22 protein-coding genes are annotated in these 24626 nt (G+C 71.3%); 13 read left to right on the top strand and 9 right to left on the bottom strand.

Translation table 11 applies throughout. The features are described 5' to 3' along the window. Window positions 1–12: 12 nt before the first annotated feature. Both KV100_RS11005 and KV100_RS11010 read left to right on the top strand, forming a co-directional pair. Complete coding sequence (locus KV100_RS11005; protein WP_220343103.1) at window positions 13–1023, top strand: alpha/beta hydrolase; 1011 nt, start codon at window positions 13–15, stop codon at window positions 1021–1023. After that, window positions 1020–3776 carry a chorismate-binding protein gene (locus KV100_RS11010; RefSeq protein WP_220343104.1) on the top strand — a complete coding sequence of 919 codons (2757 nt, stop codon included), beginning with the start codon at window positions 1020–1022 and terminating at the stop codon, window positions 3774–3776. Before KV100_RS11005 ends, KV100_RS11010 begins: the two co-directional genes overlap by 4 nt. Before the next feature lie 29 nt (window positions 3777–3805). Here the strand turns inward: KV100_RS11010 and KV100_RS11015 are convergent, their stop codons facing one another. The 5 genes from KV100_RS11015 to KV100_RS11035 are packed head-to-tail and all read right to left on the bottom strand — an operon-like array spanning window position 3806 to window position 8098. Then, window positions 3806–4300: a VTT domain-containing protein gene (locus tag KV100_RS11015; RefSeq protein WP_220343105.1), complete on the bottom strand. Its 495-nt coding sequence runs from the start codon at window positions 4298–4300 to the stop codon at window positions 3806–3808. 43 nt (window positions 4301–4343) lie between these two features. Beyond that, entirely contained in the window at window positions 4344–5678 is a 1335-nt protein-coding gene (locus KV100_RS11020) for a hypothetical protein (RefSeq protein WP_220343106.1), read from the bottom strand. After that, window positions 5675–6040 carry a hypothetical protein gene (locus tag KV100_RS11025; protein ID WP_220343107.1) on the bottom strand — a complete coding sequence of 122 codons (366 nt, stop codon included), beginning with the start codon at window positions 6038–6040 and terminating at the stop codon, window positions 5675–5677. Before KV100_RS11025 ends, KV100_RS11020 begins: the two co-directional genes overlap by 4 nt. Next, window positions 6037–6246, bottom strand: coding sequence for a hypothetical protein (locus KV100_RS11030; protein ID WP_220343108.1), 210 nt, complete (start codon window positions 6244–6246; stop codon window positions 6037–6039). Before KV100_RS11030 ends, KV100_RS11025 begins: the two co-directional genes overlap by 4 nt. A gap of 1 nt (window position 6247) precedes the next feature. Beyond that, window positions 6248–8098 (bottom strand): hypothetical protein, encoded by a 1851-nt coding sequence (locus KV100_RS11035; protein ID WP_220343109.1) that lies wholly within the window; start codon window positions 8096–8098, stop codon window positions 6248–6250. Between the two features lie 154 nt (window positions 8099–8252). Here KV100_RS11035 and KV100_RS11040 point away from each other — a divergent pair, with 154 nt between their 5' ends. The 7 genes from KV100_RS11040 (at window position 8253) to KV100_RS11070 (ending at window position 14393) form a co-directional block, all read left to right on the top strand. Further along, window positions 8253–9392 (top strand): sensor histidine kinase, encoded by a 1140-nt coding sequence (locus tag KV100_RS11040; protein ID WP_220343110.1) that lies wholly within the window; start codon window positions 8253–8255, stop codon window positions 9390–9392. Next, entirely contained in the window at window positions 9389–10039 is a 651-nt protein-coding gene (locus tag KV100_RS11045) for a response regulator transcription factor (protein WP_220343111.1), read from the top strand. Before KV100_RS11040 ends, KV100_RS11045 begins: the two co-directional genes overlap by 4 nt. Window positions 10040–10169: 130 nt before the next feature. After that, window positions 10170–12317 carry an MMPL family transporter gene (locus tag KV100_RS11050; RefSeq protein WP_220343112.1) on the top strand — a complete coding sequence of 716 codons (2148 nt, stop codon included), beginning with the start codon at window positions 10170–10172 and terminating at the stop codon, window positions 12315–12317. Further along, entirely contained in the window at window positions 12314–12760 is a 447-nt protein-coding gene (locus tag KV100_RS11055) for a hypothetical protein (RefSeq protein ID WP_220343113.1), read from the top strand. Before KV100_RS11050 ends, KV100_RS11055 begins: the two co-directional genes overlap by 4 nt. A 59-nt stretch (window positions 12761–12819) precedes the next feature. After that, window positions 12820–13200, top strand: a complete 381-nt coding sequence (locus KV100_RS11060) for a YbaB/EbfC family nucleoid-associated protein (RefSeq protein WP_308291416.1) — start codon at window positions 12820–12822, stop codon at window positions 13198–13200. Window positions 13201–13204: 4 nt separating this feature from the next. Then, window positions 13205–13801, top strand: coding sequence for a recombination mediator RecR (gene recR / locus KV100_RS11065; protein ID WP_220343114.1), 597 nt, complete (start codon window positions 13205–13207; stop codon window positions 13799–13801). A gap of 22 nt (window positions 13802–13823) precedes the next feature. Then, complete coding sequence (locus KV100_RS11070; RefSeq protein WP_220343115.1) at window positions 13824–14393, top strand: DUF5063 domain-containing protein; 570 nt, start codon at window positions 13824–13826, stop codon at window positions 14391–14393. Window positions 14394–14406: 13 nt separating this feature from the next. Here the strand turns inward: KV100_RS11070 and KV100_RS11075 are convergent, their stop codons facing one another. Together KV100_RS11075 and KV100_RS11080 are read right to left on the bottom strand one after the other, a co-directional pair. Next, window positions 14407–16656 carry an FtsX-like permease family protein gene (locus KV100_RS11075; protein ID WP_220343116.1) on the bottom strand — a complete coding sequence of 750 codons (2250 nt, stop codon included), beginning with the start codon at window positions 16654–16656 and terminating at the stop codon, window positions 14407–14409. Further along, window positions 16653–17297: an ABC transporter ATP-binding protein gene (locus KV100_RS11080; protein ID WP_220343117.1), complete on the bottom strand. Its 645-nt coding sequence runs from the start codon at window positions 17295–17297 to the stop codon at window positions 16653–16655. Before KV100_RS11080 ends, KV100_RS11075 begins: the two co-directional genes overlap by 4 nt. Before the next feature lie 141 nt (window positions 17298–17438). Between KV100_RS11080 and KV100_RS11085 the strand changes: the two genes are divergently transcribed. From KV100_RS11085 to KV100_RS11100, 4 genes are all read left to right on the top strand, one after another. Continuing rightward, window positions 17439–19499 carry a prolyl oligopeptidase family protein gene (locus tag KV100_RS11085; RefSeq protein ID WP_220343118.1) on the top strand — a complete coding sequence of 687 codons (2061 nt, stop codon included), beginning with the start codon at window positions 17439–17441 and terminating at the stop codon, window positions 19497–19499. A 69-nt stretch (window positions 19500–19568) separates the two neighbouring features. Next, window positions 19569–21572 (top strand): MDR family MFS transporter, encoded by a 2004-nt coding sequence (locus tag KV100_RS11090; RefSeq protein WP_220343119.1) that lies wholly within the window; start codon window positions 19569–19571, stop codon window positions 21570–21572. Between the two features lie 28 nt (window positions 21573–21600). After that, window positions 21601–22227 carry a DUF2867 domain-containing protein gene (locus tag KV100_RS11095; protein ID WP_220343120.1) on the top strand — a complete coding sequence of 209 codons (627 nt, stop codon included), beginning with the start codon at window positions 21601–21603 and terminating at the stop codon, window positions 22225–22227. Continuing rightward, window positions 22224–22844 carry a TetR/AcrR family transcriptional regulator gene (locus KV100_RS11100; RefSeq protein WP_220343121.1) on the top strand — a complete coding sequence of 207 codons (621 nt, stop codon included), beginning with the start codon at window positions 22224–22226 and terminating at the stop codon, window positions 22842–22844. Before KV100_RS11095 ends, KV100_RS11100 begins: the two co-directional genes overlap by 4 nt. 20 nt (window positions 22845–22864) lie before the next feature. On the opposite strand, the gene KV100_RS11105 is transcribed toward KV100_RS11100, so the two are convergent. Both KV100_RS11105 and KV100_RS11110 read right to left on the bottom strand, forming a co-directional pair. Next, window positions 22865–23641 carry an ABC transporter permease gene (locus KV100_RS11105; RefSeq protein ID WP_220343122.1) on the bottom strand — a complete coding sequence of 259 codons (777 nt, stop codon included), beginning with the start codon at window positions 23639–23641 and terminating at the stop codon, window positions 22865–22867. Then, window positions 23638–24579, bottom strand: coding sequence for an ATP-binding cassette domain-containing protein (locus tag KV100_RS11110; RefSeq protein ID WP_220343123.1), 942 nt, complete (start codon window positions 24577–24579; stop codon window positions 23638–23640). Before KV100_RS11110 ends, KV100_RS11105 begins: the two co-directional genes overlap by 4 nt. Between the last annotated feature and the right edge of the window lie 47 nt (window positions 24580–24626).

The raw sequence follows: 24626 nt of genomic DNA on the forward strand, positions 1-24626 counted from the left end.
CAGAGGAGCACGATGAGCAGCTGGCGGCCCGACATCCTTGGTGACGGCTACGAGCAACGGCGGATCGACCTCGGGCCCGACCCTGACGGTGAGGGGGCCATCGACGCCACGCTCGTCCGACGTGTCCCGCGCGACGGTGAGGACGCGAGGGGTGCGGTGCTGTACGTCCACGGCTTCAGCGACTACTTCTTCCAGACCGAGCTGGCCGACTTCTTCGCCGAGCGCGGGTTCGCGTTCTACGCCCTCGACCTGCGCAAGTGCGGCCGCTCGCTGCAGCCCAGCCACACCGCCCACTTCGTCTCCGACCTCGCGCTCTACGACGAGGAGCTCGAGCGGGCGCTCGCCGTCGTGCGTGAGGAGACCGGTGCCGACGTCCTCCTGGCGGCGCACTCGACGGGCGGCCTGATCCTTCCGCTGTGGCTCGACCGTCGGCGTCGGGTGAGCGCCGGGCGAGCCGGCGGCGTGTCCGGTCTCGTCCTCAACAGCCCGTGGTTCGACCTTCAGGGTGCGGCCTACCTGCGCTCGGTCGGCACCCAGGCGATCAGGGCCGTCGGTCGAGTCAAGCCGACGGCGCCGGTCAAGCTGGCGCCCAGCGACGCGTACGGGACCAGCCTCGCGGCCTCGCACCACGGTGAGTGGGACTTCGACACGGCCTGGAAGCCGCTCAACGGCTTCCCGGTCACGTTCGGGTGGCTCCGCGCCGTCCGCGTCGGTCACGCGCGGCTGCACCGTGGGCTCGACATCGGCGTCCCGGCGCTGGTCCTGCGGTCGACGCGCTCGCACTTCACCTCGCGATACTCCGAGGACGTCGACTCCGCCGATGCCGTCCTCGACGTCCGCCAGATCGCGCGGTGGTCCGGGTGCCTGGGCGGCGACACCCGGGTGGTCCCGATCGAGGGTGCCCGTCACGACGTCTTCCTGTCGCGCGAGGAGCCGCGCAGCAGGGCGTACGACGCGGTCGACGCGTGGCTGCGGCACGACGCGGCCCTGCTGCCGGGCCAGCGGGAGCTCGCCGGGGGATGACCACGCCGGCCGCCGACCGGCGCCGGATCGGCCCGCTGGACCTGGGACCGCTGCTGCGCCGGTTGGGCGGTCGAGACCGGCTCGTCGCGCTCGTCGGGGCATGGGACTCGGGCCGCGCTCTCGTCGCGTACGACCCGGTGCGAGTGCTCGCCGACGGCGACGACCCGTTCGACGTCGGCACCGGTCCGGACGGTGCCCGGGAGATGGGCACCTGGATCGGGTGGTGGGGCTACCAGCTCGGCGCTCGGCTGGAGGACGTCGGTCCCGTGCCGCCTCGGACGGACCCGCTGCCCGACGCCGACCTCGCCCTCTACGAGACGGTCCTGCGTCGGATCGACGGTGTGTGGTGGTTCGAGTCGGTCGCCTCGCCGGAGCAGACCGAGGAGCGGTGGGCCCGCCTGTGCGGCCTGCTCGCGGGTGACGAGCCGCAGCCCGCGGCGTACGGGCTCGCGCCGTTCGTCGCCGTGCCCGGGATCGACGCGCACCGCGAGGCGGTGCGCCGCACGATCGCCCACATCCACGCCGGGGACGTGTTCCAGGCCAACGTCTGCCTGCGTCTGGAGTCGCGGATCGACGGCGCGGGGGGATCGGCCGCCGGGCTGGAGATGTTCCTCAGCGGAGTCGCCGCCCTCGCTCCGGCGTACGCGGCGTACGTCGCCGGGCGGTCGGGGACGATCGTCAGCCTCTCGCCGGAGCTCTATCTGCGCCGGACCGGGCGTCACGTCGTGTCGTCGCCGATCAAGGGCACCGCGCCTGCTGAGGCAGATCCCGCCGACCTCGTCGCCTCGGTGAAGGACCACGCCGAGAACGTCATGATCGTCGACCTCGTGCGCAACGACCTCGGACGCGTCGCGGAGACGGGCACCGTCCGCGTCACCGCGACCACCGAACCACGCCGTCGTGCCGGGGTCTGGCACCTCGTGTCCGACGTCGAGGCGACGCTCGCGGCCGACGCGACGGACGCCGACCTGCTTCGGGCGACCTTCCCGCCCGGGTCGGTGACGGGGGCCCCGAAGGTGCGGGCGATGCAGATCATCGGCGAGCAGGAGGCGACGGGGCGCGAGGTGTACACCGGCTCGATCGGTCACGCCGGGCCGCGCGGGCTGGAGGCGAGCGTCGTGATCCGGACGTTCGAGATCCGGGGGGACCGCGTCTGGCTGGGCGTGGGGGGCGGGGTCGTCGCCGACTCCGATCCTGACGCCGAGCTGCAAGAGTGCTTCACGAAGGCCGCGCCACTGCTCCGGGCGGTCGGTGCCACGCTGCAGACGCCTGCGCCCGGCGGCGCCGTTCATGCGCCGCGCCCGCCGATCGGCGGGCTTGTGGTCCCGACCCGCCTCGCGGGACCTAGTCGTCCGGGTCCGGGCCGGCCTGACTCGGCGGCAGGCATCTTCGACACGCTGCTGGTCCGCGACGGGCTCCCGGTCGATCTCGACCAGCACCTCGCGCGGTTCGTGCGGTCGGCGCGGTCGGTCTACGGCGTCGGTCTCGAACGCGAGGCCCTCGCCGTACGAGCCCGGGCCGCCGCAGGTCCGCTCAGGGGGTCGCACCGCCTCCGGCTCACGCTCGAGCCACGGACGGGAGACGTCGCCGTCACCGCGGTGCCGACCGGCGCTGTGCCGTCCGTTCCTTGGACGCTGTGTCCGGTCGTCCTGCCCGGTGGGCTCGGTGACGCGAAGTGGACGGACCGAGCGGTGCTCGACACACTGCCCGGCGCCCCGTGGACGCCGGCGCGGGACCCGCTGCTCGTGGACGAGGACGGCACGGTCCTCGAGACGGGCCGGGGCAGCGTCTTCGCGGTCTTCGACGACGGTGTCCACACCCCCTCGCTCGACGGGCGCATCCTGCCCGGCGTCACCCGGGAGGCCGTCCTCGGTCTGCTGCGCGGGCGGGCGGTGCCCGTGGTCGAGCGCAGGATCGCGCTGGCGGAGCTCGCCGGCGCGAGCGAGGTGTTCGTGACGAGCGCGATCAGCCGGGTCCGTCCGGTCGCTGAGGTGAGCGGCGTCGTACGACGAGCCCCCGGTCGTACGACGGACTGGATCCGCCGCCTCGACCAAGACAGAGACGACCAAGACAGAGACGACCAAGACAGGGACGACCGGGGCCGAGACGGAGCGTCGAGCCCGGGTGACCGCTCCGTGGCCGAGACGCCTGGCCGTTCTGCCTCAGCGGTCGGCGGGACGCGCGTCCTGCTGATCGACAACTACGACTCGTTCGTGCACAACCTCGCCCAGTACGTCCGCGAGCTCGGCGCCGACGCCACGGTGGTGCGCAACGACGCCTTCGACGTGGAAGGGCTGGCGCGCCTGCGCCGTACGGGTGGATTCACCCACGTCGTCATCTCGCCCGGCCCCGGGGCACCCTCGAGCGCGGGGGCGAGCATCGACGCCGTCCGCGTCCTCGGCCCGACCACGCCGATCCTCGGCGTCTGCCTCGGGCACCAGGCGATCGCCGAGGCGTACGGGGCGCAGGTCGTGCGGGCGCCGAGGCCGGTCCACGGGGTGCCGTCCCTGATCCACCACGACGGGCAGGGCGTCTATGCCGGGTTGGACGGACCGCTGGTCGCGGCGCGTTATCACTCGCTCGTCGTCGAGGATCTCCCGGAGGCATTGATCCCGACCGCCCGTAACGCCGAGGGTGTGCTCATGGGCGTACGCCACCGTGAGCACCCGGTCGAGGGCGTGCAGATCCACCCCGAGTCGATCCTCACGCCGCGTGGGCACGACCTGCTGGCGAACTTCCTGTCCCGAGGCTGACGCCGACGACTGGCGCCGACGACTGGCGCCTAGGTGCGCGCCCGCGAGCGTCGGCGGACGGCGACCACCGCTCCGACCACACCCACGACGGTGACCACGGCGAGGGCCACGCCCCACCCTGTCGTCAGCCCGGCACCCACCGCCGCATAGAACGCCGACATCCCGATCGTCGTCCACACCAGCGCCCACGCCATGCAGCCGGGGACCATCGCGACCAGATAGAGCGGGAACGGCATCCGCACGACACCCGCGCCCGCATTGATGACGGTCTGCGCCCCGACCGTCAGGAACGAGACTGGCACGGCGAGCGCGCCCCACCGCCGTACGACGTCGGCGCCGCGCTGGGCCGAGCCACCCTCGAGCCAGTCGTGGGTGCGGGCGCGCCAGCCCCCGGCCGGATGGGTACGGGTGAGCACCTGGACGGTGGCCACGCGCGCGATCCAGTACGTCGCCTGGGCGCGGAGGAAGACGACGACGAAGAAGAACAACCACACGGAGAGGGCGGGTCCTTCGGGGCGGTCCACGGCCCCAGCCTAGGAATCGCGGCACCTCCCTCCTCAGCCGCCCTCACCCCGCGAACAGCAGGAACAGCCCGAGGAACGTGTAGCCGACCATCACCAGCATCAGCGCGAGCTGGCCCGTGAGCTGGTGGGCACGCGGCAGGAGACGGAGGCAGCGGTCGTGCGCGGCGACCACGCCGAGGACGTGGCCGGTCAGGACGAGCCCGACCTTGAGGACGGCGAGCAGGTGCGGGTGCTCGGACAGCCAGTACGAGGGCTGCAGGCCGCCGAGACCGAGCAGGTCCCACCCGCGGTCGAGCGGGTCGGCGAGGGCGATGACGGTGCGCTGCCCCTTCTCGACGAGGTACGACAGGTAGTGCGCGCCGACGTATCCGACCACGATCGGGACCAGCGAGTGCGCGAGCTCTCCCGGCATCGCGCGCCGCTGCAGCGGGGTCAGCCCACGGGCGGCGCGGGTGGCCAGCACGAAGACGAGCGCGACGAGCAGCACCGCCGTGAGGAGCCCGAGCGTCTTGTACGCCACCGCGAGCGCTGCCGAGCCCGCGTACCAGGTCTGGACCTCTGTCATCCACCACGGCGTCCCGGTCGCGGAGTCGAACGCGGTCGAGCCGAGCAGCACTGCGACGACGGCCACGATCCCGCGGTCGACGGGGAGGCCGGCGAGGTTGGACAGCGGGTTGCGGGCCACGACCCGACGGTCGTCGGGCGAGTGCCGTCCGAACGGAGACAGGGCGGCGACGAACGCGGCGTACACGTCGAACGGGTCCGCCCGCTCGAACCACCGCCGCCCGAAGGCAATCCCGCCGAGCACCCCGTACGCGACGTAGCCGACCAGCCACACCCGTACGGTCGCCAGCGCGCCGGGGTCCGGCGAGGCCAGTTCGGTCCAGACGAACGCGAGCAGGCCGAGCGCCGCCGGCCAGTAGCCGAGGCGCGCCGGGTAGGTCCACACACCGGTGGCCGGGTCGCGCCGCAGCGCCCAGCAGACGGCGCCGTGCAGCGCGCGCACGGGCGAGAGGAACGCCCAGACGTGGCCGCACAACAACGACAGCGGGACGATGCCGACCCACAGCAGCACGTAGAAGACACCGGGTGCGCCGTTGGTGGGACCGGGGTCGCCTCCGAACGCTGCGAGGGCGACCCAGGCGGTGAAGCCGACGCCGACCAGGCCGAGGACGGCACGAGTGACACTGCTGTCGACCGCCCGGGTCATCCACTGCGGGAGGGCAACCCCGGGCGAGCTCGGGTCGAGGCGGGGACGTCGCCACGCGAGCGCGAGGACGGCGAAGGAGATGGTCAGCGCCCACGCGGCGCCGACCATCGCGTACTCCAGGGGTACGGGGAGATCGGTCGATCCTCCGACCCCGTGGGCGAGGATCATGGACTGACGTCGATGGTGGCGATCGTCCCTCCGACGTGGTGGGACTCCAGCGAGACGCTGCCCGGGACCTCGACCGCGAACTCGAACCGGTGCGTGCCGGGCGTGACGGCGAAGGTCTCCTCGGGCTCGGCGTGCAGGTGCAGCTCGTCGTCGGTGTCGGAGGTGACGTCGAGGACGATCGACTGACCGACCTCCGCCGCGTACGAGGTGCCGAGCGGGCTGACCTTGCCGTCCGCGATGCGCACCTGGATCGAGATCGGCGCGTCGGCGTCCCCGTCCACGACCGGCGGGTCCTGGGCACACCCGGTGAGCGTGAGCAGGCCGGCGAGGGCGAGCGCGATGAGCGTACGGGGTGGGGTCATCGGTCGTCGTCTTCCTGGTCGGTGGTGACGGTCGGATCGGCGCTGTCGCGCGCGGCCTCCTCCTGCTGGGCGCGCTCGCGCGCCTCAGCGACGCGGTCGCGCCGGGCGACTACGAGCACGACCACCGTGATCGCGATCGCCGGGACGAAGGCCGGGATCGTGAGCAACAGGGGGTGGTGGGCGAGCAGGACGGCGTCGGGAGGCATGTCAGACGCGGGCGGGCGGGCGGTCGTCGGCGTGCCGGTCGGCGGTCGTGCCGCGCGGGGTGGCTCGTGCGACGCGGGCCGCACCCCACGCCAGTGCCCACAGCAGCAGCAGCGAGCAGATCGCGACGACGGTGCAGGCGGCGTTCCAGAGCCACGTCGGGTGGTCGGCGCTCTTCTCGCGCTGGAGGATCGAGCTCTCCGGGACGAACGCGCGCGTGAACGCGGACGGCGCCGCGAGCTCCTCCGCATCGATCGCCGCGTCGGCGGGCAGCCAGATCGGGACCGCGGCGAGGATGCGGTCGTCGGAGACGCGGATCAGCGTCTTCCAGGTGCCGTGGACCGGGATCGGCCTGGTCGTCTCCCAGACTCCGGGCGAGGTCTCACGGAGCCGGTCGACGACGACGCCGTCGCCACCGCCCTGCCACGCCGTGATCTGGACCCAGGTCGGGTCGTCGCTGGGGAGGTCGGCCGGGTCGAACGTGACACGCGCCTCGACCGTACGGCTCGCCGGGTCTGCGTCGACGTCGGTGAGCTCGACGCTCGCGGTCGCGTCGGGGACGGTCGCGTACAGCCCGTTGCCCAGTGACACCGCGACCGCGACGATGCCGGCCACGATGATGGTGCGGCACACGGCCTTGCCAGGGATCTCGCCGGTGGTGAGCGCGGTCCCGAACAGTGCCCCGGCCATCCCGGCGAGCACGCCCACCGGGACCGACATGAGGAGTCCTTCGAGCCACATGTCGCTCGTCCACGGAAGGACGAACGCAGCCTCCACCCAGAGACCCTCGAGCGCGAGACCCACGGTGGAGAGCGCGAGACCGGCGACCGCGCCGAACAGCAGGCGACGCCGGTAGAGCGGCGCGACAAGAGCGAGCACCTCGATGACGACCGCGGTGCCCAGGTAGAGCGGGAAGACGTTGTACGCCTCGCCGAGGACAGGCCCGACGATCACCGCGGTGCCGATGCGCACGGCGAGGTAGAAGAGCACGGCGAGGACGGCGCCGCCCCTGCCGAGGACGCGCCGTGCCGCGACGAGGGCGAGCCCGGCGGCCGCCGCGATCATCATGGGGTGCAGCGGCTGGCGGAACTGCTGGATGCCGAAGTCGTACTCGACCTGGAAGACCGACAGGCCGATCAGGAGCCCGCCGAACGCGGCGGTGTACGAGATGCGCACCCGGAGCTCCCGCAGCGGCGCAGTGACCTTGCCCTGCGCGAGGTCGCCCTCGCGGAGCAGGATGATGATGCCGATCAACGACAGGCCGGCACCCCCGATGAGCATGATGTGGGTCGGACCCCAGAGCGTCACGTCCTGACCGAAGATTCGGTGCCAGATGTCGTCGAGCGGGAAGCCGATCAGGGCGTACAGTCCGGCGCCGGCCACCAGGAGCCCGCCGACCGGGACGTGCCAGGCGCGGGTGATCTTCACGGCGGCGGGGCCAGGCACCTCGTCGAGGGGCAGCACCATCGCAGTCGCGCCGGCGACGAAGGTCAGGAAGAGGCCGACGAGGATGAGGTAGTGCGCCGGGTTGGCCAGCGGGCCCTCGTCGCGTCCGACTCCCGCGTGCAGGCTGACGTCCCAGATGAAGCCGAGGAACGCGGTGACGAGGGCGATGGCGAGCATCGCTCCCGGGACGGCGACCCAGCCTGGCCGGCCGAGACGCTGCTCGGCACGGTCGCCGAAGCGCTGCAGCCAGGTGATGCGGCGGGTGCGGTGCGCCCACGCGATCCACAGCAGGGCCGCCGAGACGACGACGGCGGCGACGGACATGCCGATGACCTGGTCCAGTGCAGCACCGCCCGCGGGTGGCTGCTCAACGGCGACAAGGGAGGCGAACGGTCCGAGATCGGCCATGCGACGGAGTGTGACATCGGCGATGTCACATGTCAACGGTCACGTACCGCGGGTGCGAACGAATCGCTCCCAGGAGACGCAGGCGTCGCTCGTGGGCGACACCGAGATCGCTCGCCCGGCCCTAGCATCGGGGTGAGAGGAGGACGGGACGGTGATGAGCCTGACCCCACGGAGGACCGACGTGCTGCTGTGCGTCGGTGTCACGGTCGTGCTCGCCGTCGTCGCGAACTCCCACGAGGGCCGTGGGGGTGCGGTCAACCCGCTCGTCTATCTGTGGGCTCTCGGTCTGGGCCTGCTCATGCTCGTACGACGCAGCCACCCGCTGCTGGTGCTGGCACTCACGTCGCTCGGGTTCTTCAGCTACTACGCGGCCGGCTTCCCCGCGATCGGTCTCGCCGTACCGATCGCCGCGGCGCTCTACTCGGCCGCCGAGATGGGTCACCTGCGTGCGGCGATCGTCACGAGCGTGCTCCTCGTCGTCACCGCCACCGGCTACCGGCTGCTGGAGGGCCAGAGCCCGTCGTTCGTCCTCGGCTACGAGCTCAGCGGCGATGCTGCCCTGATCGTCGCGACCATCGCGCTGGGGCACAGCGTCCGGGTGGGTCGCCGCCTCCGGCAGAGGACCGATCAGGTCACGCGGCTGCTCACCCGCCAGGGCGAGCTCGACGACGTCGCCCAGGTGCGCGAGGACCGGATGAGGCTCGCGCGCGAGCTGCACGACTCGATCGGGCACTCGCTCTCGGTCGCCGCCCTCTACTCCGACATCGCTCGCGAGGCGCTCGCCGAGGACGCGCGTCGAGATGCGCTCGACCTCGTCCGATCCTCGATCACCGACGCGTCCGCGCACCTGCGTCAGACGGTCGCCGTCCTCCGCGGTCGGGGACAGTTCGATCCCGCTGCGGGGCTCGACGAGGTCGTCAGCCTGGGCGTCGCGCCGACCGCGGCGGGGTACGCCGTCGACGTGCAGGTCGATCAGATCGACGTGGCGCCCGAGGTCGGTGCCGCGGCGTTCCGTCTTGTGCAGGAGGCGATCACGAACACGCTGCGTCACTCGAACGGGCGCAGCATCAGCGTTCGGATCGGCATGCAGGAGCCCGGACTGCTCGGGGTCCGCGTCGTCGACGACGGGACGGCCGCCGCAGGCCCGCAGATCCAGGACGGGCACGGCCTCAGCGGGATGCGTGAGCGGGTCAGCGCACTCGGTGGAACCCTCGACGTCGACGCGGGCCCGCAGGGATGGGCGGTCGAGGCGTCCATCCCGACGGTCCCGGTGATGAGCGGTGGTTCGTCGTGATCCGGCTGCTGCTCGTCGACGACCAGGTCCTTCTCCGCCACGGCCTGCGCGCGATCATGGAGAACACCGACGACGTCACGGTGGTCGGTGAGGCCAGTGACGGCAGGGAGGCCGTGCGCGAGGCGCGTGAGCTGCGGCCCGACGTCGTCCTCATGGACCTGCAGATGCCGGTGATGTCGGGCACCGAGGCGATCCGCGCGATGCGCGCCGACCCGCTCCTCGGCACGACGCCGGTGCTCGTCCTCACCACGTTCGACGACGAGGACGACGTCGTGGAGGCGATCGCGGCGGGTGCCAACGGCTATCTGCTCAAGGACATCGACGCCGACGAGCTGCGGCGTGCGGTGCGCAGCGCCGCGGGCGGGCAGGCCCAGATCGCGCCCGGGGTGCTCCGCCAGCTCATGGACCGCGTCGCGCGGATGCCCACCCGCCGTGCCCGCGAGGAGAGGCTCGCGGGCCTCACCGAGCGCGAGGTCGAGGTGCTCACCCAGGTGGGGCTCGGGCAGACGAACGAGGAGATCGGGACGGCGCTGTTCCTGAGCCCGGAGACAGCGCGCACCTATGTCAGCCGCCTCCTGACGAAGCTCGACGCCCGCGACCGCTCCCAGCTGGTCGTGCTGGCGCACCGTGCCGGTCTCGTCGACTGACGGGGACCCCGAGACCCGTACGCCCAGACGCGACGCGACTGCCGCTCCTGAGGGACTGAGTCGCGCTTCGCGCGCTCCTAGCGTGGTGCGCCGACGAACCTGTCGGACATCAGCGGAGGACGTGGACACCATGGAGAGACTTGCTCGAGCCTGCCAGCGAGGGCGGTGGTTCGTCGTTGCCGGATGGATCGTCGTCGTGGTGGCGCTGTCGGCCCTGTCGGGGGCGTTCAGCGGTGAGACCAGCGACGACTACGACCTTCCTGGCTCGCCGAGCGACCGTGCCGTCCAGATCCTCGAGGACGGCGGCTTCTCGTCGGACGCGGGCACCCAGGCGCAGCTCGTCCTGCAGCGCGAGGACAGCCTGGACACACCGGCCGGGCGCGAGCAGGTGGCGTCGCTGGTCGACGAGGTCACGGCGCTGGCGCCCGACGCGAGGGTCGGCAGCCCGTTCGCCGCCGACGGAGCACACCAGCTCTCCCCCGACGGCACGATCGGCTACGTCACGGTGGGGCTCCCGACCCAGGACGCCGAGGCCGTCGCCGAGCTCCAGGACGACCTGGACGAGGTACGCGGCTCGTCTGCCACGGACGGCCTGACCGTGGAGGTCGGTGGCCTCGGCGCCGAGGAGGGGCATCGGAGTGGGCCGCCGAGCGAGCTGATCGGCGTGCTGGCGGCGATCGCCATCCTGCTCTTCGCCTTCGGGTCGGTGATCGCGATGGTCCTGCCGATCCTTGTCGGAGTCATCGGCGCCGCCAGCGGGGTGGCTCTCGTCGGTCTCGGTGCCCGGTGGGTCGACATGCCGAGCTTCGCCGCACCCGTCGCGGCGATGATCGCCATCGGCGTCGGCATCGACTACGCCCTGCTCGTCGTCACACGCTACCGCGAGGCGCTCGCGGCGGGGGCCCATCCGGCGCAGGCCGTGACGATCGCGCAGACGACCGCCGGGAGGTCCGTGCTCTTCGCCGGAGTCACCGTGGTCATCGCCTCGCTCGGACTGGTCCTCATGGACCTCAAGGTGATCACGGGTGTCGCGCTGGGGATCGCCGGAGCGGTGCTCGTCACCATGCTGGCCGCCGTGACGCTGCTGCCGGCGATGCTCACGATCACCGGACGGAGGATCGACCGGCTCTCGGTCCACCGGCGGCGTACGAGGTCGGACGGTGGACGGCTCGCCCGCCGCTGGAGCCGTGTGGTGCAGCGGCGGCCGTGGCCGGCGGCCCTCGCGGCGACCGCCGTGCTGGTCCTGCTCGCCCTCCCGGTTCTCGATCTCCGGCTCGGGTTCTCCGATGCCGGCACGCGCCCGACGACCGACACCGGACGGCGGGCGTACGACCTGGTGGCGGAAGGCTTCGGCCCTGGCGCCAACGGCCCCCTCTTCGTCGCGGTGCAGGCAGCCGACGGCCCCGCCGGCGACGCTGCCGTGGAGGCGCTCGCCGACGCCCTCGAGACGACACCGGGCGTCGCGGCCACCACACCGCCGGTGCTCTCCGACGACGGCGACGTCGCCTTCTTCGAGGTGATCCCGACGACCGGACCGCAGGACGAGGCCACGACCGACCTCGTGCACACGCTCCGCGAGGAGGTGGTCCCGCAGGCGGTGGACAACAGCGGGCTCGAGGTCGCGATCGGCGGAGCGACGGCGGCGGCGGTCGACTTCGCCGACTACACCGCGGAACGTCTTCCGCTCTTCCTCGCCGTCGTCCTCGGTGCCGCGCTGGTGCTCCTCGTCCTCGTCTTCCGTGGGTTGGCCGTCGCCGTCAAGGCGGTGCTGGTCAACCTGCTGTCGCTCGGCGCCGCATTCGGGGCGGTGGTGGCGGTTTTTCAGTGGGGCTGGGGCGTGGAGCTGCTCGACCTCGGCGCGAGCGCGCCCGTCGAGGCGTGGGTGCCGATGATGATGATCGCGATCGTCTTCGGTCTGTCGATGGACTACGAGGTGTTCCTCCTGTCCCGGGTCCGCGAGGAGTACGACCGTACGGGCGACAACGCCACGGCCGTGGCCGAGGGCCTCGCGCGCACCGCACGGGTCATCTCGGCGGCCGCCGCGATCATGGTGTGCGTCTTCGGGAGCTTCGTCCTCGGGTCGAGCCGGGAGCTCCAGCTGTTCGGGTTCGGTCTCGCGTTCGCGATCTTCATCGACGCGACGCTGGTGCGGCTCGTGCTGGTGCCTGCGGTCATGGAGCTGCTCGGCGACCGCAACTGGTGGCTGCCGCGCTGGTTGGACCGTGCTTTGCCGCACCTGACGATCGAGACCTCCCGAGGGCCGCGGGGCGTCCGATGACGAGATATCGGTTCGGGTTGCCGTGGTGGGCGATCCTCCTGCTCGCGGCGCTCTCGCTCCCACGGGTCGTCGTGCACGACCTCGACGTGGACACGGGGGCGTGGGGGCCGGCGCTCCTCGCGATCGGACCGATGCTGGCGTGGGTGGGCGTGGCCCTCTGGACCCGCGTCCCGTCCCCCGTCACGACGCTTCTCGTCGTCGGCACGGTGTACGGGATCGGGCTGGGCATCGGCCACAACCTGATGTGGGACTCGCTTCTCGCCGAGGACCCACGGCTCGGCGGGTCGTGGGAGGGACGGCTTCCGCGACAGGCCGAGGAGGTGATCATGCGAATCGTCACCGTGGGGAGCAGCGTCGTCACCGGCGCCGTGGTCGGGCTCGTCTCGGGCCTGGTCGCGACCGGGCTGCGCCGCCTCGGCCGGTCCGCACGCTCTCGCCGGTAGGCTGGCCAGTGCACTTCGCGGCGGAGACGCCGCGGTCGTACCAACGTGAGGACGTCCCGGTGATCGGTGATGATTTCGGTGGACCCAACCAGCCCGGAGGCGGCATGCCCGACATGTCGGCCCTCCTGCAGCAGGCCCAGCAGATGCAGGAGCACCTGCTCGCCGCCAAGGACGAGCTGAGCCGGCTGCAGGTCACCGGCCAGGCCGCCAACGGTCTGGTCAAGGCCACGGTGACCGGCACCGGCGAGCTCGTGTCGGTGGAGATCAAGCCCGAGGCCGTCGATCCCTCGGACACCGAGATGCTCGGCGACATGGTCGTCGCTGCCGTCCGTGACGCCAACGGCCAGGCCGAGCAGCTCGCGGCCGAGAAGCTCGGCCCGTTCGCGGGCGGGCTCGGCGGCGAGCCCGGTGGGGGCGCAGCGGGCGCCCTCGGGTTCTGACGCGATGTACGAAGGCGTCGTCCAGGATCTGATCGACGAGCTGGGCCGGCTCCCTGGCATCGGGCCCAAGAGCGCGCAGCGCATCGCGTTCTATCTGCTCGACGCCGATCCGGTCGACGTCCGTCGCTTCGCCGAGGTGCTCACCGAGGTCAAGGACAAGGTGCGGTTCTGCACGACGTGCGGCAACGTCGCCGAGTCCGAGACCTGCCGGATCTGCGCCGACCCACGTCGCGATCCCGCCATCCTGTGCGTCGTGGAGGAGTCCAAGGACGTCGTCGCGATCGAGCGCACCCGCGAGTTCCGCGGCCGCTACCACGTCCTCGGCGGTGCGATCTCCCCGATCGAGGGCGTCGGTCCGGACGACCTGCGCCTCAAGGAGCTCATGCAGCGGCTGTCCGACGGCGCGATCCAGGAGATCATCCTGGCGACCGACCCCAACCTCGAGGGCGAGGCGACCGCGACCTACCTCACGCGGCTCCTCAAGCCCCTGGGGTTGCGGGTGACGCGTCTGGCCAGTGGACTACCCGTAGGCGGTGACCTCGAGTACGCCGACGAGGTCACGCTCGGGCGTGCCTTCGAAGGGCGTCGCTCGGTCGACTGACACCGGCACCGGAGGGGGCGACGTGAGCACGACGAGAGACGACGAGCTGGCCGCGGTGGCTCACGGGTTCGCCGAGGACGTCGATGTGGTGCTGGAGGGCTTTCGCAGCCTGATCGGCATCACCGACGGCGACGAGATGGTGGCCGGTCTGCTCGTCGAGCTGAGCCGGGCGCTCACCGTCGGTGCCCGGATGGCCGCGATGCCGAGGATGGTTCCGCCGGACCGCTACGAGCCCGACAGCGGCCCCGATATCGATCTCGACGACGTCCGGGTGGAGCTGGCCACGGTGCTCGACGGCTTCGACACCTACGTCGAGGTCTTCGACCCCTACGACGATCCCGCCGAACCCTCGGCGTACCGGATCTCCGACGACGTGATCTCCCTGGTCGCCGCGCTCGCGCACGGGATGCAGCACGCCCGCGCGGGCCGTCTGGTCGAGGCGCTGTGGTGGTGGCAGTTCTCGTTCTTCACCTCGTGGGGCGGCGAGACGACCTCGGCGCTGCGGGCACTGCAGTCGGTCGTCGCCCGCGACCGGATCGTCGGCGCGACCCCCGCGATGTCGCCCGAGGAGCCCCCGCTCGACCTGCTCTGAGCCGTCGTGCTGTTCAGTCGCCGGCCGTGGTCTCGTCGGGCGACCAGGCGCGCAACGCCGAAGGAAGTGTGACCGCGGTGGCGATGACAGCGACGGCGAGCCCGCCCACGCTCACCGACAGCAGGAAGGCGACCGACGGTTGAGCCCGTTCGTCGACCAGGGACATCCCGATGCTGGTGAGGGTTGTCGCGAGGCCGGCCACGATCGCGACGACCGCGAGCGGGACCAGCACGGAGGCGATGTGGGAGGTCGCCAGGTGACGGGTTCTCGCTCCGAGGACATAGAGCCCACGGAGCCGGTTCCGGCGCGCCTCCGCCTCTCCCAGAACACCGATGCACAGGGCGAGGAGCGTCAGGACGAGGCTCACGAACGCCCCTGCCAGCAGCCACGAGATCTGCGTCGAGTACTCCCGGGAATCGGTGTCGAGGGATGCGTTGTCCCCGAAGTCGAACCCAGTCGACGGTGACCTGCTGCTGATCCGGGCGAGCACCTCGCTGCGGTCGGCCACCGGGATCCTGACCACGAACGTCGGTATGGCGCTGGCTTGTTCGACGACGAACCCGGGTGGGAGGAGGAGATGGCGCGCGAGAGCGCCGGCCCCGTGGGGGAGCACGAGGTGGTCTGCGTGCCCAGGGAGTCGCCACGCGTTGCCGCCCACCCTGAGGTGGCTGCTCTCGGCGTGGATCGCCCCTGCCGAAGACGCGGGGGTGGTCACCAGCCAGGACGGAGAACCGTCGCAGTCGGAGACAGGGCCGCCGACGAGCGCCTCGAGCTGCGCGCAGCTGCTGACGATCGTCGACAGGTCGTCGCGGTCACCCTTGGCGAATACGACGGGAACGGCACCGGTCACGCCTGGGATCTCACGCAGCTCGTCAAGGGTCAGGGCCCCGCCGAAGTCGAGGACCGTCAGTGTGATGTGCCCGGTGGCGTCGTCTGTGCTGTCACCTTGAGAGCTGTTCGCCAGGACGGTGAGCAGGTTGAACGACGCAGACAGGCACACGACCAGGGCAGCGACCACGCTCGCCATCCGAGCGGTCGATCCGGGTTCCGCGGCTCCCACTCGCAGACCGACGAGAGCTCCAGGGTCGGCGACGCGTCGGGCAGCGGCTCGGGAGACGGCCACCACGATGCCGTTCACCGACATGGCGAGCCCGACGGCGATGAGGCCGTACGCGACCCACAGACTCACCGCCTTCGCGGCCCCGTACGGGAGGAGCTCGAACGAGGCGAACAGGAGCACGCCGACGGCGAGGACGAGGTAGCCCACTCGGCGTCCCCCGCGTCCCCGCCGGGTCGTCGGAGTGGCATGACCGAGCTCATCGACTCGCACCCCGGCTGCAGCGGCCAGCACGCTGAGCGCGAAGACGGCAAGCATCGCCGCGCCGACTCTCGGGAACGGCAGTCTCAGGTCGCCGGGAGAGAACCCGAAGGTCGTGAACGGGACATGGTCACAAGTGCCGGCGAAGATCCCGTACGCGACGGCCCCTATGACGACGGCGGGAAGGGCGAAGACGCCGATCTCGGTGGCGAGGACGATGCGTACGGCGTGCCTGCCGAGCCCGAGCCGGCGCAGGGCGTGGATCCGTCCCCTACGCTGTCGACTCCCGAGCCGGGAGCACAGCACCACCATGCCTCCGGCGGGGACCAGGACGAGGACGGCGATGACTGCGCCGACCACGGTGTTGAGGGCGGCGGTGCTCGCGCGGTCGTCACCGCTCTCGGGCACTCCGACGCCGCTGACGGGGCGCAGGCCGTCCGTGGTGGGTGAGACCCCGATCACAGCTCGCAGCTCGTGCGGCTGTGTCAGCCCGGCTGCGCTGATGGTGCCGATGGGCTCGTACGCGGAGAACAGTGCTCGGACGGCCGGGATGTCGGTGATGAGCTCGCGGAGCCGGGGTGAGAGAACGACCTCGTCGGGAGCGGGCAGTCGCTCGACGCCCGGTAGAGCTTCTGGCGCTCCCATGCCACGCTCTGCGACGGCAACCCGGGTGACGCGATGTCCGTCCCACCGTCGGTCGGAGAGCGGCTCAGTGTCGAGCGCCCAGAGACGGTGTGCGGCCTGGTCCTCGTCGGCGGCGAACGCCAGCGCGAGGTCGGCTCTCCGCTCGGCCTGGCGGTCGAGGGCGCCTGGCGCCGCGAGCCCGCAGAGAATGACGAACGTGCAGACGACGAGGCCGAGGGTGAGCAACGTCAGCCGAGCGGCGGCATCGTAGCGGCGAGGAGCAGCGAGTCGGACCCCCAGGCCGGCGAGCGCCCCGATCACGACGCGAGCGTCGCGTCCGTGAGAACACCAGCGCGCAGGTGCAGCACGCGGTCGCACCGCTCGGCGACCCGCGCGTCGTGCGTGACGACGACAGCCGCGAGGCCACCATCTCGTGCGACGTCGATGACCTGCTCGACAGCGCGGCCTGCGTTGGCGTCGTCCAGGGCTCCCGTAGGCTCGTCGGCAAGAAGGATGATCGGCCGGTGCACGAGTGCTCGAGCGAGCGCGGCACGTTGGGCCTGGCCACCCGAGACTGCACCCAGATCGCTGTCGTAGAGGTCGGCGATCCCGAGGTTGTCCAGCTGGGCGATCGCGCGGGCACGTGCCTCCGAACGCCTGGTCCCCAGGAGGCGAAGGGGCAGGGCGACGTTCTCGCCGACGGACAGCTCCGGGATGAGGTCGCCGGCCTGGAACGCGATACCGAACGACCTCAGGCGGATCGCGGCGCGCCGGCGGTCGCTCAGCGTGTCGATCCGCACGCCGTTCACCGTGACCTCACCCGCGTCCGGAACAAGCAGACCCGAGAGGACATTGAGGAGTGTCGACTTGCCGGAGCCGCTCGCGCCGCTTACGGCGACGACCTCACCGGCGGCCACGCCGAGCGAGACGTCGCGAAGCACCGTCGAGCCCCGCAGTGCCACGGAGACTTCGTGGCACCTCAAGGTCGGTCCGTTCATCGAGCCCTCTTCTCCGTCCCGGCACCCCACGTCCCTGGCTCGGCACACTCTCGCACCGATGGGGGCCGCAAGGTAGCGCTTCGCCGTCCGCCTAGGCTCGAAACCATGAAGCAGACCGACCCGTACCTGTGGCTCGAGGACGTCGACGGCGAGAAGGCGCTCGACTGGGTCCGCGCCCGCAACGCCGAGACCGCCGAGCGCCTCGAGACCAGTGACGACTTCCGTACGACGGAGAAGCAGATCCTCGAGGTCCTCGACTCCGACGCCAAGATCCCGCCGATCGCGAAGGCGGGCGACTGGTACTACAACTTCTGGCGCGACGCCCAGCACGTCCGCGGTGTCTGGCGTCGTACGACCCTCGCGTCGTACCGCACCGACGACCCGGAGTGGGATGTCGTCCTCGACCTCGACGCGCTCGCCGACGTCGAGGACGAGAACTGGGTCTGGCACGGCGCCGCCGTCCTGCGGACCGGGCCGCTCGCCTTCATGCGCGCGCTGGTCTCGCTGTCGCGCGGCGGCTCCGACGCCGACGTGACGCGGGAGTACGACCTCGCGTCGCGTACGTGGGTCACCGACGGCTTCGTGCGCCCCGAGGCCAAGGGGGACGTGAGCTGGATCGACGAGGACACGGTCTTCGTCGAGACCGACACCGGGCCGGGCTCGATGACGGAGTCAGGCTATCCGCGGATCGCGCGGCGCTGGCGTCGCGGAGAGCCGCTCGCCGAGTCCGAGGTGGTCTTCGAGGGCGCCCACGAGGATCTGTCGATCGGCGCCTTCCATGACCGCACGCCGGGCTTCGAGCGCGACTGGGTCGTCCGCGCGACGTCGTTCTACACCGCCGAGCGCTACCTGCTCACCGAAGATGACGGTGAGGTCGTGCTGACCAAGCTCGACGTGCCCGACTCCGCCGAGACCAGCGTGAAGCGCGACCAGATGCTCGTCGAGCTCCGCGACGACTGGACCGTCGACGGACGCACGTACGTCGCTGGATCGCTGCTCGCCCTGGGTTTCAGCAGCTTCCTCGACGGAGCACGCGACTTCACGGTCCTCTATGAGCCGACCGGCGACAGTGCACTCGCGGGTTATGTGTTCACCGCCCACCGGCTGGTGCTCGAGCTGATGACCGACGTACGAAGCCGCCTCGAGATCCTCACCCCGCCCGCCGAGCCAGGCGGTGAGTGGGACCGGGTCGCCGCGCGGCACGTCCCCGAGCTCGGCACCCTGCAGGTCGCACCGGTCGATGCCGACGAGGACGACGCGGTGTGGCTCTACACGACCGACTATCTGACGCCTACCACGCTCTCGCTGCTCGACCTCGGCCCACGGGGCGTCAACGCCCGCCCGGTCCCGCTGAAAGCGATGCCATCGTTCTTCGACGCCGACGGCCTCGTCGTCGAGCAGCACTTCGCCGAGTCCGTCGACGGCACGCGTGTGCCCTACTTCGTGGTCCGCCCGCACGACCTCCCGGACGACGGCTCCGCCCCGACGCTGCTCTACGGCTACGGCGGCTTCGAGATCTCGCTGACTCCCTCGTACTCCGGTGGTCTCGGCCGCGCGTGGCTCGAGCACGGCGGCGTGTATGTCGTGGCGAACATCCGCGGCGGCGGGGAGTACGGCCCGACGTGGCACCAGGCGGCGCTCCGCGACCAGCGCCACCGCGCGTACGAGGACTTCGCTGCGGTGGCGCGAGACCTGGTGGAGCGGAGGATCACCTCGCCGCAGCACCTCGGCGCGATGGGCGGATCCAACGGCGGTCTGCTCGCCGGCAACATGCTCACGCAGTACCCCGAGCTGTTCGGCGCGGTCGTCATCCAGGTGCCGCTGCTGGACATGCAGCGCTACCACCTGCTGCTCGCGGGGGCGTCGTGGATCGCGGAGTACGGCGACCCCGACTCCGCCGACTGGGAGTTCCTCGCCACGTTCTCGCCCTACCACCTCTTCGACGCCGACCGGGCCTATCCGCCGGTGCTCTTCACGACCTCCACGCGTGACGACCGGGTCCATCCCGGCCACGCGCGCAAGATGGCCGCGAAGATGCTGGAGGCCGGCAAAGACGTCACTTACTACGAGAACATCGAGGGCGGCCACGGCGGCGCCGCCAACAACGCGCAGGCCGCGCACATGTCGGCGCTGGCGTACCGGTTCCTCTGGAGCCGCCTCTCCTAGACGCCGGACACCTCAGGAGGTGCGGACCCCCCGCCCCTGGTTGAGAATCGCCGCAGGACAGGGGGGACGATGGCGACTCACGCGGAGGAAACCCACGAGGCCGAGCCGCTGGCCCGGGGCAAGGTCTGGGCGATCTTCGGCGGGCTGATGCTCGCGATGTTGCTCGCCGCCCTGGACCAGACGATCGTGTCGACCGCGCTCCCCACGATCGTCCAGGATCTCGGTGGTGCCGAGCACCTGTCCTGGGTCGTGACGGCGTACATGCTCGCGTCGACGGTGACCACGATGCTGTGGGGCAAGCTCGGGGACCTGTACGGCCGCAAGAGCCTCTTCATCACCTGCATCGTGATCTTCCTGGTCGGGTCGGCCCTCGCCGGGACGTCGCAGACGATGGGACAGCTCGTCGCGTGGCGGGCCGTGCAGGGTGCGGGCGGCGGCGGGCTGATGGTGCTGTCGCAGGCGATCATCGGCGACGTCGTGCCACCGCGGGAGCGCGGCCGCTACCAGGGCGCGTTCGGGGCGGTGTTCGGGGTGGCCAGCGTGGCTGGTCCGCTGCTCGGTGGGTTCTTCGTCGACAACCTCTCCTGGGAGTGGGTCTTCTACATCAACCTTCCGCTCGGCGCCGTCGCGCTGGTGGTCGTGACGGCCGTCCTGCCGCGCATCCGCCCAGATCGCGCCGCGAGCGTCGACTATGCCGGGGTGGTCCTGCTGGGGACGGTGGCCACGGCGATCGTGCTGATCACCAGCCTCGGCGGGTCGACCTGGGCCTGGAGCTCGGTGGAGGTGTGGACCACGGGGGTGATCGGCGTCGTGGCCCTGGGGGCATTCGTGCTCGTGGAGCGTCGAGCGCCGGAGCCGGTCCTGCCGCTGCGGCTCTTCGCGAACCGCACGTTCACGACGACGTCGCTGGTCGGGTTCGTCATCGGCTTCGCGATGTTCGGAGCGATCACCTACCTTCCGCTCTACCTGCAGCAGATCAAGGGCTCGTCACCGACCGAGTCCGGGCTGGAGATGCTGCCGATGATGGTCGGGCTCCTCCTGACCTCGATCGGCAGCGGCCACCTCATCACCAAGACGGGTCGCTACAAGGTGTTCCCCATCCTCGGGACGGCGATCACCGCGCTGGGACTGTTCCTGCTCTCTCTGATGGGCCGGGACACGACCACGCTCGAGTCCTCGGGCAGCATGTTCGTCCTGGGTCTCGGTCTCGGCATGGTCACCCAGGTGCTGGTGCTCGCGGTGCAGAACGCCGTCGCTTACCGCGACCTCGGGACCGCGACCTCGGGAGCCACGTTCTTCCGTACGATCGGCAGCTCCGTGGGTGTCGCCGCGTTCGGTGCGGTCCTCACCCGCTCCCTGGCCGACGCCCTCGGGCGCGACACCCCTGCCGACGCCACCGGACGCTGCTCGGGCGACGTGCTCAAGGAGTCGGCGCTCGGGCTCAGGGAGTGCCCACCGCAGGTGCAGAACTGGTTCCTCGACGGCTACGCGGACGCGATCCACGTCGTCTTCCTCGCCGCCGTACCGGTGGCGCTGCTCGCGTTCCTCCTCGCCTGGCTGATCCCCGAGCTCCCACTGCGGCGCACGACCGGGGCCCAGGACGTGGGCGGCTCCGCAGGTCAGTCGTTCGCGCTGCCGTCGAGCCGGACCTCGCTCGAAGAGCTCCGGCTTCACCTCTGGCGGCGCGTCGGTCGCCAGGACCCGCTGCGGATCTACCAGGCGCTCGTCGGCGACCTCGATCTCGGGCTCACGCCGGAGGAGTGCTGGATGGTGACGCGTGCGTCGCTCAAGGGGCCTCGATCCATCGCGACCATGGCCGAGCGGTCCGGGCGTGCTCCCGAAGCGGTGCAACGGGTCGCCGACTCCCTCGCGCGACGCGGGTTCGTGACCGTCGACGCCGGCACGGTCACCTCGACCGCCGCAGGCGACGCCGCGGCAGAGGCGATCCGGGCCAACGAGCGGGAGCGTCTGCAGCACTACATCAAGGGATGGGACCGGGAGCCGGAGATCGATCAGCTGGTCGACCAGCTGACGGAGGAGCTCCTCTCGGAGGACCGGTCGACGGTTGACTAACATACGTACGTGTATGTATGTTGCGCGCATGGGGATACGCAACGGCAGGGTCGCCGACGTCGAGCACGCCGGGCGGCCGTGGAGGATCCACGACATCGCGCCCGACTTCCGGCTCGAGGACGTCTGGTCCTACCGCACTCCCGGCGCCGGACCAGACGACTTTCCGGTCATGCTCGCCGCCTTGCGTGCCGCCGGCGGGCTCAACGAGAACCCTCCGCTCGTCCGCTTCCTCTTCGCGGTCCGCTGGCGGCTCGGCGCGATGCTCGGTTGGGACTCGTCCGACCAGGGACTCGCCTCTCGGGTCGACACGCTCCGTGACCGGCTCCCGTCGGACCTGATCCAGGAGGCGGCCGGCGACCCGGTCCCCAACACGCCGTTCACGATGGTCTACGAGCTCCCCGACGAGTGCGTCATCGAGCTGGCCAACAAGACCGTCCACGACCTGTGTCACCTTGGCTGGGTGCCGAACGGCGACGGCGAGTACGAGCTGAGGATGGCAGCCCTCGTCAAGCCCAACGGTGTCTTCGGGCGGATCTACATGGTGGCGATCAAGCCGTTCCGCTACCTGATCGTCTATCCCGCCCTGACCCGCAAGTGGGAGCGCGCGTGGCTGGAGCGGGAGCGCCTCGTCGGCCCGACTCCTGCGGCGTCGTGAGCGGGTCCGTCGCGCGGCGTACGCAGGCCGACCGTCGTGAGCGGACTCGGTGGTCCCTGCTCGTCGCGGCGGCGCGGGGCCTGTCCACGTACGGCTACGCCAACCTGGTCCTGGAGCAGGTGGCCAAGGACGCGGGCTACACCCGCGGCGCGCTCTACCACCTCTTCGCCAACAAGGAGGAGCTCGCCCTCGCCGTTGTGGAGTGGGTCGCCGAGACGTGGGACGCGGAGGTGCGACGACCGAGTCTCGACGAGGGCGACCCCCTCGCGGTTCTGCTCACGATGGCCCGGCGCCACGCCGCGTACTGTCGCGGTCACGACCGTGCACGAGTCATGCTCACGCTGCGAGTCGAGCTCACCGGTCAGGACCACCCCGTCGGGCGCGCGATGGAGACGACCTACGACCGGCTCGAGGCCGAGTGCGCCGATCTGGTGCGGGCAGGGCGCCGAGACGGCTCGATCCCGGCCGGACCCCCACCCCGGCTGACGGCCCGGGCCTTCCTGGCGATCTTGGAGTCGGTCGGCATCGAGCTCGCCAGGAGCGCGCCGCACGACGTCGAGTTGGTTGAACGCGCCGTGCAGGGCGTCCTCGGAGTCCCGTCCCCACCCGTGGACTGAGGCTGCCGCGCACGTCCGCGTCACGCCGTACGGCGTCGGAACAGGCGCGCGGAGCACACCGCCGCCCCGACGAGGATCACGCCGCACCACCCGAGAGCCCACCAGCCGTGGTCGCCGATCGGCGTTCCCATCCACAGCCCACGCAGCGTCTCGATCATCGGCGTCATCGGCTGGTTCTCGGCAAACCCGCGCAGCGCGGGCGGCAGCGTGTCCGCGGGCACGAACGCCGTGCTGACGTAGGGCAGGAACGCGAGGACCATCGTGAAAGCGTTCGCGGACTCTGGAGTCCGCGCGATCAGCCCGACTGTCGCGGCGAGCCACGAGATCGCGAGGACGAAGACCGTGAGAGCGCCGATCGCTGCCAGCCATGCGACGGGTCCGCCACTCGGCCGCCACCCGACGAGCAGCGCGACCCCGATGACGAGGGTGGTCGCGACGGCGTTGCGGGCCACGCTGGCGACGACGTGACCCACGATCACCGACCCGGCGGCGATCGGCATCGAACGGAACCGGTCGATGATGCCGTTGGTCATGTCGTGCGCGACCGCAGCGGCCGTCGTTCCCGCCCCGAACCCGGCGCAGAGCAGGATGATCCCGGGCACGACGTAGTCGACGTACGCACCGTCGGTCGACAGGGCGCCCCCGAACACGTAGACGAACAGCAGCATCAGCGCAACCGGCAGAGCCAGTGCGGTGGAGAACGCCTCGGGGTTGCGCAGGGTCGTCACCAGGCTTCGGCGGACCATCACCTGCGAGTCGAGAACGAGGCTGGCGCGGGGGGTCGTGGCGGTGCTCATGGGCGGGCCTCCAGGCTCGGTGCGGTGAGGGTACGGAAGACGTCGTCGAGGCTCGGTGCGTGCATGTCGACCCGGCGTGGGGGTGCGCCCGCGGCCGCGAGCTCGGCGAGCACCCGGCACACCGACTCTGGGGCGGCGTCGGTGGGGACGTCGACGGTGAGGAGGACGGGGTCGGCGGTGACCTCGGGCGTACGCACACTGGCGAGCGCGGTCTCGTAGGTCCGGGCATCGCCGTAGGAGAGTCGCAGGATCTCGCCGGAGACCTGGGCCTTCAGCTCCTCCGGTGTGCCGTCGGCCACGACCCGACCACCGTCCAGGACGGCGACGCGGTCAGCGAGCCGGTCGGCTTCCTCGAGGTGCTGCGTGGTGAGCAGGACCGTCACACCCGTGTCGGCCAGCTCCCGCACCGTCGCCCAGACCTGGTCGCGGCTGCGCGGGTCGAGCCCGGTCGTCGGCTCGTCGAGGAAGAGCAGCGTCGGGGGCACGACCATGCTCATCGCGAGGTCGAGCCGACGCCGCTGGCCGCCGGAGTAGGTCGACGCGCGGCGGTCGGCGATCGCGGTGAGGTCGAAGCGCTCGACCACGTCGTCGACGCGCGCGGCGCTGTCTGGACGGGGCAAGCGCCGCAGGCGCGCCACCATCGTGAGGTTCTCCCGGGCGGTGAGGACCTCGTCCACGGCGGCGTACTGGCCCGTGAGGCTGATGGCGTTGCGGACGGCGTGCGCGTCGCGCGCGACGTCGTGGCCGGCGACGCGGGCGCTGCCGCCGTCGTACCCGATGAGCGTCGCAAGGACCCGCACCAGCGTGGTCTTCCCGGCGCCGTTCGTGCCGAGCAGGGCGAGCACCGTCCCGGTCTCGACAGCCAGGTCGACACCGCGCAGGACGTCGGTGGAGCCGTAGCTCTTGGTGAGGCCTTCGACCTCCACTGTGTATGTCATACGCAAAACCGTATACGTGATACACAGAAGGAGCAAGGCCTTATCGT

Origin of the sequence: Mumia sp. zg.B21 (assembly GCF_019550855.1) — a bacterium.
In the GTDB taxonomy this organism is placed as follows: domain Bacteria; phylum Actinomycetota; class Actinomycetes; order Propionibacteriales; family Nocardioidaceae; genus Mumia.